Genomic DNA, 7926 nt, shown 5'->3' with positions numbered 1-7926 from the left:
TGCCAATCTGGGTTAACTTGACAGAGACAGTAAAACTGCTCATCGCTGAGATTGACTGTATCTAAGTTTAAAATCACTGCTGCCATGGCTATATTTCGCCCTAGAAAACACTCTAGTCTTAATTATAGTCAATTAGATTCCCCGCCACAGTGCGATCGCACCGTCTTGATCTCCAGTGACTAACCAACGACCATCATGACTGGCAACCATTCTTAGGATGACGTTTCCCTTCAGGGTATTCAAGCGCCGACGGGTATTAACATCCCAAAATTTGACAGTTCCATCCCCGGAGGTGCTGGCTAAAACTTTACCCCCATCGAGCAGGGCCATATCGGTTACAGCGTCGTTATGGGCGAGAATAGTAGTGGTGCCGATGCCGCTTTTCACTTGCCAACCGCGGATCGAACCGTCTTGACTAGCAGTACCGGCGGTATTACCATCCTTGGAAAAAAGCACCCGATAAACGGGGAATAAATTACCCGCATAGGCACGAATAAAGCGACCGGTACTCACTTTCCACAGTTTAACGAAGCCATCGTAATCGGCGCTAACAATTCCTTTACCATCGGGACTAAATGCGATCGCCTGAATCGGATGATTATGACCGCGCAGGGTTTTTAACAGTGTACCCGTCTGAAAATCCCAGAGTTTGACTGTACGATCCCAGCTACCCGTGGCCAAAATTTTGCCATCGGGAGAAATAGCGGCATCAGTAACGAGAAAAGCATGGCCAGGATAGGTCATTTCTAATTTTCCGGTGCGCGTATTCCAGCGTTGCACTTTTCCCCCCGCATCGGCAGTTACGAAAGTCTCACCATCGGGACTAAATTGGATAGCGTTAACGGTATCACCTAGTTGCCAAGTCCTGAGAGGTTTTTGGGTTTTTAGGTCCCATTCCCTAACCGTGCCGTCAAAACTACCACTTAGCAGCAAGGAGTTATCGGGACTAATGGCCAAAGCATAGATGGGATCCCGATCGGCTTTTAAAATAGTAACCCGTTCGACCATCTGCCAAGGAACGATTTCTGCTAGGGGAGACGCTTGCGGAGTGATGGTTTTCCCTTTTTCCCGATTGACTGCACAACCACCGGATAGCAACAGCAGCAATAATAACGATAACGTCGGTTGATAAAGGGTTATTTTCATAGAATTTTGCCGTTGTCAAAATCAACTTAAACTACTTTAAACTTGAATGGGTAAAATTTGAATAGAATAACGACAACGAGGAACAAGATAAATGACAAATTCTTGATTGGTTGTGTTGGCTTCTTCTAGAACATTCTGTAAATTTTCACCGTGAGCAATCACTCCTTTTTCATTATAAGCAATGTATTGATTTTTATATAAATCAATCACGGTGTCACGATTTTTGTTTAACCAACGTAACATTTCTTGGGCTTGTTCTTTAGAGATTGAGTTGGTCATAATCTTTCTAGGGAGAGACGTTTTTGATGAGAAGAAAAGCAGTGCTAATCAGTTTATTTTTGTCAATTATAGCTTCTATTTGCTCCGATTGATACCGACCTGATTCGACTTCTAAAGAAGCGGCATCCAAAGCATTAAGATAAGCATCGTTTAAAGTGTCTGTTAATTCCTGATCACTTAAATAATATCCTGCTGCTTTTCGGCGTTTATTGTGGCGTTGAATTTCTCTAACACTATTGCGAATGGAGACATCCCAAGAACGAGTGGTTCGGTTTTCTGCCTGTTGTTTAATTAAATGAAGTAATAAGATAACAGCATAACTACGAATGGTGCTAATAATCCCATTTTTGCTCATATCTTCAAGGTCTTCTACAATCGCCAGTGAACCTTTAATATCACCTTTTAAGAGCAAAGCTTTTAATTCTAAAAGTTCTTCCATAATCCAATTTCTTCCCCAAATACCCCTTAATTATATCTTGCCACAAGTCTCTCTATCCCAAAGCTCATTTAAGACCATCTTGAACAAAAAATTAATCATTTTTTCATTTATTTTAAGCTTTTCTGTGCTAGGCTATGGTTGTTTATCTAAAAATGGAGTTTTTAATTATGACTCAAAAATTAGCAAAATTAAGCGATTTTCGGCGATTGTATGGGCGAATTGCATTCTATCTCTAATGTATAAATGCGATCTCCTTCTTTTAACTTTAAGCTAAAATGGATTGAGTTCGTTGTGATCGATCGATGGGAAAAAAAGAAAGACTGCTAGAAAAGGCCAAAAACTCGCCTCAAGGATTACGTTTTAGCGAATTTGAGAGTTTGCTTAATCTTTGTGGTTGGACTTTTGACCATCAAACAGGAAGTCATCACATTTGGTATTCATCCAAGAGAGTCCGTCTATCTATTCAACCGACAAAAAACGGTGAAGCGAAAGCTTATCAAGTTAAACAATTTTTAAAAATACAGGAGGAAGAAAATGAATCCAACCACCGAGGATTTTAACGGTTTTAGCATTAATATCTTCCAAGATGAGGAGAGAGATTGGATAGCATACTTAGTAGAAATGCCTAGCGTTTCCGCTTTTGCTGATAGCCCCCAAACAGCACTCAATGAATTAATTGTAGCTTGGGAAGGCGTTAAAGAAAGTTATCGTCAACATGGTGAAGAAATTCCTCATTTAGCTATGACAAAAAATTAGGCACACTAGCAGGGTCTTGAAACAATTTAGTACAAATGCTCGGACTTTTTTTTTCCCAACCCCTAACCCCAAATTCTGCTACTCAGATTCAGGTTTTTTAGCGTCTTTTTCTGGGGTATTAGCGGGGGGATTTGGGGCTATTGTCGCAATTTGGGCGGCCATTCTTGTCATTGCTTGACCTTGGGCGAATTCCTGCTGTAGTTGTTCGCTAGAAGAAACCAAACGACTTAAACCCTGGATTAAACGGATAATTTCCTGTCGCAGTTGCGGATTACCGGTAATTTCATCCACATCGGAGGTGATTTTCTGAAGATTGGCAAAAGCAGCACGAGAGGAGTCGAGGAGTTGCTGTAGGGTGACAACAGTGGCAGGATCGGAGAGATAAGCGGTAAAATTTCCCAAATTTTCACTTAATTTAACAGCATTTGCCGAAATAGTGTTTAAATTCTCGATGATTTGGCTTTTCTGCACTTGCGTCAGGATCGGATCCAAAGCAGCGAGAGTAGTTTGTAGGCGATCGCTAGTAGTTTTGATACTATCGAGAGTAGCAATTAAACGATTTTGATTAGCTGCCAAAAAAACCCGCAGTTCTTCGGTGGTTTGTCCCACCAAAAGCAGCGTTTTTCGGGCCTCTACTAGGGTAGCGTCTAAATTTCTCAGGCCGCCACTTCCCTGTAAACTTCTCAGTAAAGTAGTCGCTTCCTGACTCAATCCCCCGACACCGGAAAGATCACTAGAAAGGCGATCGAGGGAACCGGATACTTGGGGTAAGGATTCTAGAGATCTCATCCCCGAATTAACTTTACCTAGAGTACCGCTGCGACGTACCTCGCTTAAAGCAGTGGTTGCCTCACCACTAAAGCGATCGAGTCCCCCCAAGGCATTGGCAGCGCGTTGGGTAAAAGAACGAAATCCAGCCACCATATCGGGATCACTAACTAGATTAGAAATTCTCAGTAAAGATCTGATCAGGGTATTGACATTTAGCGCCGATTGCCCTTGTAAACGGGAACCGTTACAGATAATCACTTCCCCATTACAGTTAGGACTCAAAGGGGGTTCTTTAACACCACCGACGGGTAAAGCTTGCAGGGGAGTAATATCGATCGTGGTTTCACCCACTAAACCGGATTGAATGGCTTCGATGAGGGAATTACTGGGAATTAGGCGATCTGCTGGCGAAATCTCCACTTCTACGGCGACTCCCTCCGGTTCTGGGGTAATTGCCGTCACTTGCCCGATTCTCACTCCCCGATAACCGACGCGGGTTCCCACCATCATGCCACCCACATTAGGAAAAAGAAAGGTGGCTCGATAACTGCGTCCCCCGAAGCTAAAATTACTTAACCAAGCGATAAACCAGATTAATATTCCCCCCGATGTCAGTAACATTAAACCGATACCACTTTGCCGCAGAGTTGGGGAAATCCCTCGTTGTGAACCGCCAGCTTGCATAAATAATTACTCCTCATCTCTAAACAGTATCTTACAGGAGAAATCGGGGGATTTCAGTGATCAGTGATCAGTGATCACTGAATTGGTCCGTCGATACTGCCGGTAAAAAATTGCTTGAGTACGGGGATTTCGGAGTGATAAGCCTCTTGAGTCGGTCCAACCCATTGAAATTGACCTTTATAGAGAAAAACGATGCGATCGGTGGTATTTTCGATGGTGCTGTGGACGTGGGTGACAATCAGATGGGCCCCACAGGCTTTTTTTACCTTGAGAAGTTCCATAATTACCGTCTGGATGCGGGTAGAAGCGACGGGATCCAGTCCAGCAGTGGGTTCATCGTAAAGGAGAATATTCGATCGATCGGCGGCGATCGAGGGATCGCTGATAATTGCCCGGGCTAAACTGACGCGTTTTCGCATCCCTCCGGATATTTCAGAGGGATAGAGGTCGTAGGAACCGGACATTCCCACTAAATCCAGTTTTTCTTCCACTAAATCGCGGATTTCGGCTCGTTTTAGCTTTGAGTTGCGATAGAGAGCAAAACCGACATTTTCCCCGACGGTGAGGGAGTCAAAAAGGGCCGATTGTTGGAAAACTAGACCAACACCGAGGGGATCTTCCCCCTGTTCTACGGTTCTCTGGCGTTTTGTGCCGTATATGTACACTTCTCCTCGATCGGGGGCCAGTAATCCGGCGACTAAGCGCAAAATCGTCGATTTTCCCGTACCCGATGGACCGATCACGCCGATCGCTTCCCCTTCGTACACTTTCAGATCGACGTTATTTAAGATTACTTTCTTGCCGAAAGCTTTAGTTACTCCCCTTAATTCGACGATCGGTTCGCGCATCACCATCTAGAATATCTTTACAAAAATGTCCTTTTATTGTAGGGCAACGACCCGATCTTTCTTTTTTTTCTTTTCTGGTTTTATGGTTCGCGATTCTATCTGCATTTCGGGAATCTCTCGCAATTCTTCGGCATCTAAACGATATTGTTCGCAGACAAGACTCAGACGAATACCAGAACAGCTAACGGGATTAACTGAATGGGTGAGATCTCCTTGAAAGAGGATCAGGGTGTTAGCACAAGGACGAATCTGGGCCACGGAACGATGACGGTTTGCTAGTACCAGTTCCCCCCCTTGAATATCCCTAGGAACCTGCACATAAAGGACGCTAACTAGGAGCGGAGGATCGATAGTTTTACAATAGGAGCGCAGGGAGCGATCGATATGGGGATCTACCCGTGAACCGGTTTGTAGGAGTAAGGGATTAAGATAAAAAGCGTTGCAGTCAGCTTGTAAACTGCGATCAAGATAGGGTTTAAAATAGGGAAAAATTCGTTCGACTTCGCTGATTTGTGTGCGTCGAAAAGCGATAGAAAAGCCTTTGGTTTTAACGAAATCTCGATTTAAATTGTTAACTGTGAAGTGGGGACAAGCGAGAATCTGTCCTTGTAGTTCGCTCAGATAACTGGGAGTAAAAGCGTCGGGATATTGGGAATAGTAAGGCACGGATAGAATCGGAACTAGATAGCAATCTTTAGGATAGCTTGTTTTTAGGGGAGATGGGGATAATTTTCCCAGAAGTGTTCTGTCTGTGTGCATTTTAAGATATAAAGTTTACCAATGTCATGAGGTATGTTCATTAAACCTCTGGCATAATTAATTTTTGAGGGTTTAAAAACGGCAAAAATATCGACGACCGACTCAGAGACTCCCCAAAACGAAAACTTCGTACCTCACCATTAAGATAACTGCTATCACCAAAGCCCCTAAAATAAAAATATCACAGTTGCTCTATTTTTGTTTGCAACTCTTTAAGCTCTAGATGTTGATTAATATCAAGCTGATTGATTGCCCAATTATAAAAGTGACGTAGTGAAATGTAGTTAGGTTCTTGTCGCTGCATTTGTTTTTGAATATCCTTACCATGAAACCAAATTAGGTATTGTTTTTTTTGCCAAAAATCCTCTTGCTCAAACTGGTTTTGATAGCTATTAAGACTTGTTTGAAAGGCTTCTACTGTAACTGATTCTAATGCTTGTCTAAATTGATTGATTAAATTGACTGCTTGCTCTTGGCATTGTTTCAGTGCTAAGGATTCAGGTAATTCACCACTACTACCTGTCCAAGTTGTTTTTAATTGTTCCCGTGCTTGGCTCTTTCTCAATAAATCACTTAAAGCCCAGCGTACTGCTTGATAAGATAGTATAGTCCTAGCGCTAGTTTCAATCCATTTCCATATAGTCTGTTGATCTGGAGGCTTTCCATGTCCCCATTTAGAGCTAGGATTGTCCACTTTTTCTTGGTATTTTTCCGTCCAATAACTAGATATTAATTCTGCATCTAAAAGATAATTTTCGATACAGGATCGATAGGTTAAATAAGTAAAGTTATTACCTAATCTAGTCTCCAGTTTAAGCAATTGAATGTCGGAAGTTGGTATTGCATCAAAATCTCGATCACGAAAGACTATATATCTCTGATTACTCATCTCGTTACGAGAGAAGTAGCCTTGGACAAAGCTTGAAAATGTAAACTTACCTCCGGCGGGAATAATTGTACATCTATCTCCCGATATATCGGCAACTATTTTGTTTATCAATCGATAATCTAAGCTATCCGACTTGCCTTCACAAAAAATTGTTCTGCCACCGCTAACAACAGTCACAATTACACCTCTAGGCGAATAATACAATCTTCAGGTACTAGCTGTTCTACATAATCGGAGTGAGTTGTAATGATGAACTGATTATTTTTACCTAACTTGGGTAAGGCTCTTAATAATGCCTGCTGCATTGGTGGGTGCAAGTGTAACTCGATTTCATCGATTAAAATAACAGAATTATGGATATTCCAATTAGCAAAGTCTAATAGGATGGGGAAAATAGAACGTTCACCTCCAGACATCTCAGAAATTTCATATTGATTTTTGCCATCGTAGAGATAAAACCAAGGTTTGCTGAAAAAGTCATCTACACCCTCTCTTGGGACAGAACCTTCAAAACTACGCTCGATAAAAATAGCTTTGTAATTGCGTTCAAGTTCTGCATATAAATCTTTCTGACCGGAGCGCATTTGTGGGATTTGACCACTGATATTTTTTTGATGAAACTGCCATCGTGTTGCTAACTGATCTCGTAACATATCATCGGTAAATTCAATTTTATCGGTATTTTCTGGTGTTAAACTGCTAGATGTTCTTTGTTCTGTGTACCAAAGAATAGTCCCCACTTTTTCAAAAACTCTAAAACCCAACGTTCGGGACAGTTGTTTGGCGTATTCCCTACCCTTGAATTGAAATAATTCTGAGGCACTTGCTGCTTGCACCCGATTATTTCGCCATTTAAGAGTTACAATATCTTTATCGCTGGGAGGTGTTAATTCTCTCCCTAGTTCTTGAAGTTGACTATAGAAGTCTTGAACTGCTTGAATTTCTGGAGAGGAAAATTGGACTTTGAGAGTGACTTCTGGCGAAAATTGACCCCAACTTCTTCCTAAAAGTTCATAACTAAAGCCAGGCCAATCTAGATCAGAAAGATTTTTTAATCGTCCAGTAGCTTCTCCTAAAGTTGCGGCAATTGCTTGTAAAATACTGGTCTTACCAGAGCCATTCATCCCTATTAAAACAATTAGGTCTCGTGCTAAACCTGTTTCGGCATCTGTAAAATCAAATAGTTCTCCAGAATTACGAAATCTCTTAAAATATTTTAAGTTAACTGACTGAACTTTCATATAGATAGCTATTGACAAGAAAGCGAAAATCTGACGATTTTAGAAAGATGAATAGATAGTATAATTATCTAGAGACAAAACTGTAACGATAACTTAACTAAGATTAGATAAATA

10 protein-coding genes and 1 pseudogene are annotated in these 7926 nt (G+C 41.6%); 2 read left to right on the top strand and 9 right to left on the bottom strand.

The features are described 5' to 3' along the window. From IM477_RS04365 to IM477_RS04350, 4 genes and pseudogenes are all read right to left on the bottom strand, one after another. Positions 1 to 86 (bottom strand): annotated as a pseudogene (locus IM477_RS04365) (Uma2 family endonuclease); the annotation flags it as partial. A gap of 46 nt (positions 87 to 132) precedes the next feature. Continuing rightward, on the bottom strand, positions 133 to 1146 hold the full coding sequence (locus IM477_RS04360; RefSeq protein ID WP_287730673.1) for a WD40 repeat domain-containing protein: 1014 nt from the start codon (positions 1144 to 1146) through the stop codon (positions 133 to 135). 36 nt (positions 1147 to 1182) lie between these two features. Next, positions 1183 to 1425, bottom strand: coding sequence for a DUF5678 domain-containing protein (locus IM477_RS04355; RefSeq protein WP_190723125.1), 243 nt, complete (start codon positions 1423 to 1425; stop codon positions 1183 to 1185). Between the two features lie 7 nt (positions 1426 to 1432). Beyond that, positions 1433 to 1864: a DUF29 family protein gene (locus IM477_RS04350; RefSeq protein ID WP_287730672.1), complete on the bottom strand. Its 432-nt coding sequence runs from the start codon at positions 1862 to 1864 to the stop codon at positions 1433 to 1435. Between the two features lie 302 nt (positions 1865 to 2166). Between IM477_RS04350 and IM477_RS04345 the strand changes: the two genes are divergently transcribed. After that, positions 2167 to 2424 carry a type II toxin-antitoxin system HicA family toxin gene (locus tag IM477_RS04345; protein ID WP_190723127.1) on the top strand — a complete coding sequence of 86 codons (258 nt, stop codon included), beginning with the start codon at positions 2167 to 2169 and terminating at the stop codon, positions 2422 to 2424. Beyond that, on the top strand, positions 2399 to 2620 hold the full coding sequence (locus tag IM477_RS04340) for a type II toxin-antitoxin system HicB family antitoxin (RefSeq protein ID WP_190723128.1): 222 nt from the start codon (positions 2399 to 2401) through the stop codon (positions 2618 to 2620). The genes IM477_RS04345 and IM477_RS04340 overlap by 26 nt, the downstream gene beginning before the upstream one ends. 78 nt (positions 2621 to 2698) lie before the next feature. Here IM477_RS04340 and IM477_RS04335 read toward each other — a convergent pair whose 3' ends face one another. From IM477_RS04335 to IM477_RS04315, 5 genes are all read right to left on the bottom strand, one after another. Then, positions 2699 to 4075 (bottom strand): MlaD family protein, encoded by a 1377-nt coding sequence (locus IM477_RS04335; RefSeq protein WP_287730671.1) that lies wholly within the window; start codon positions 4073 to 4075, stop codon positions 2699 to 2701. Positions 4076 to 4149: 74 nt separating this feature from the next. After that, the gene (locus IM477_RS04330) at positions 4150 to 4929 is read right to left on the bottom strand and encodes an ABC transporter ATP-binding protein (RefSeq protein WP_287730670.1); all 780 of its coding nucleotides are present in this window, start codon (positions 4927 to 4929) and stop codon (positions 4150 to 4152) included. A gap of 27 nt (positions 4930 to 4956) precedes the next feature. Then, a complete protein-coding gene (locus IM477_RS04325) occupies positions 4957 to 5589 on the bottom strand; it encodes a 2OG-Fe(II) oxygenase (protein ID WP_287628843.1) in 633 nt (210 codons plus the stop codon). 274 nt (positions 5590 to 5863) lie between these two features. Then, positions 5864 to 6748 (bottom strand): DUF4435 domain-containing protein, encoded by an 885-nt coding sequence (locus IM477_RS04320; protein WP_287730669.1) that lies wholly within the window; start codon positions 6746 to 6748, stop codon positions 5864 to 5866. A 2-nt stretch (positions 6749 to 6750) separates the two neighbouring features. Continuing rightward, positions 6751 to 7812, bottom strand: a complete 1062-nt coding sequence (locus IM477_RS04315; protein ID WP_287730668.1) for an AAA family ATPase — start codon at positions 7810 to 7812, stop codon at positions 6751 to 6753. Between the last annotated feature and the right edge of the window lie 114 nt (positions 7813 to 7926).

It is taken from the genome of Microcystis sp. M090S1, from assembly GCF_020246295.1.
Taxonomy (GTDB): domain Bacteria; phylum Cyanobacteriota; class Cyanobacteriia; order Cyanobacteriales; family Microcystaceae; genus Microcystis; species Microcystis aeruginosa.
This window is presented reverse-complemented; position numbering and strand designations above follow the sequence as displayed.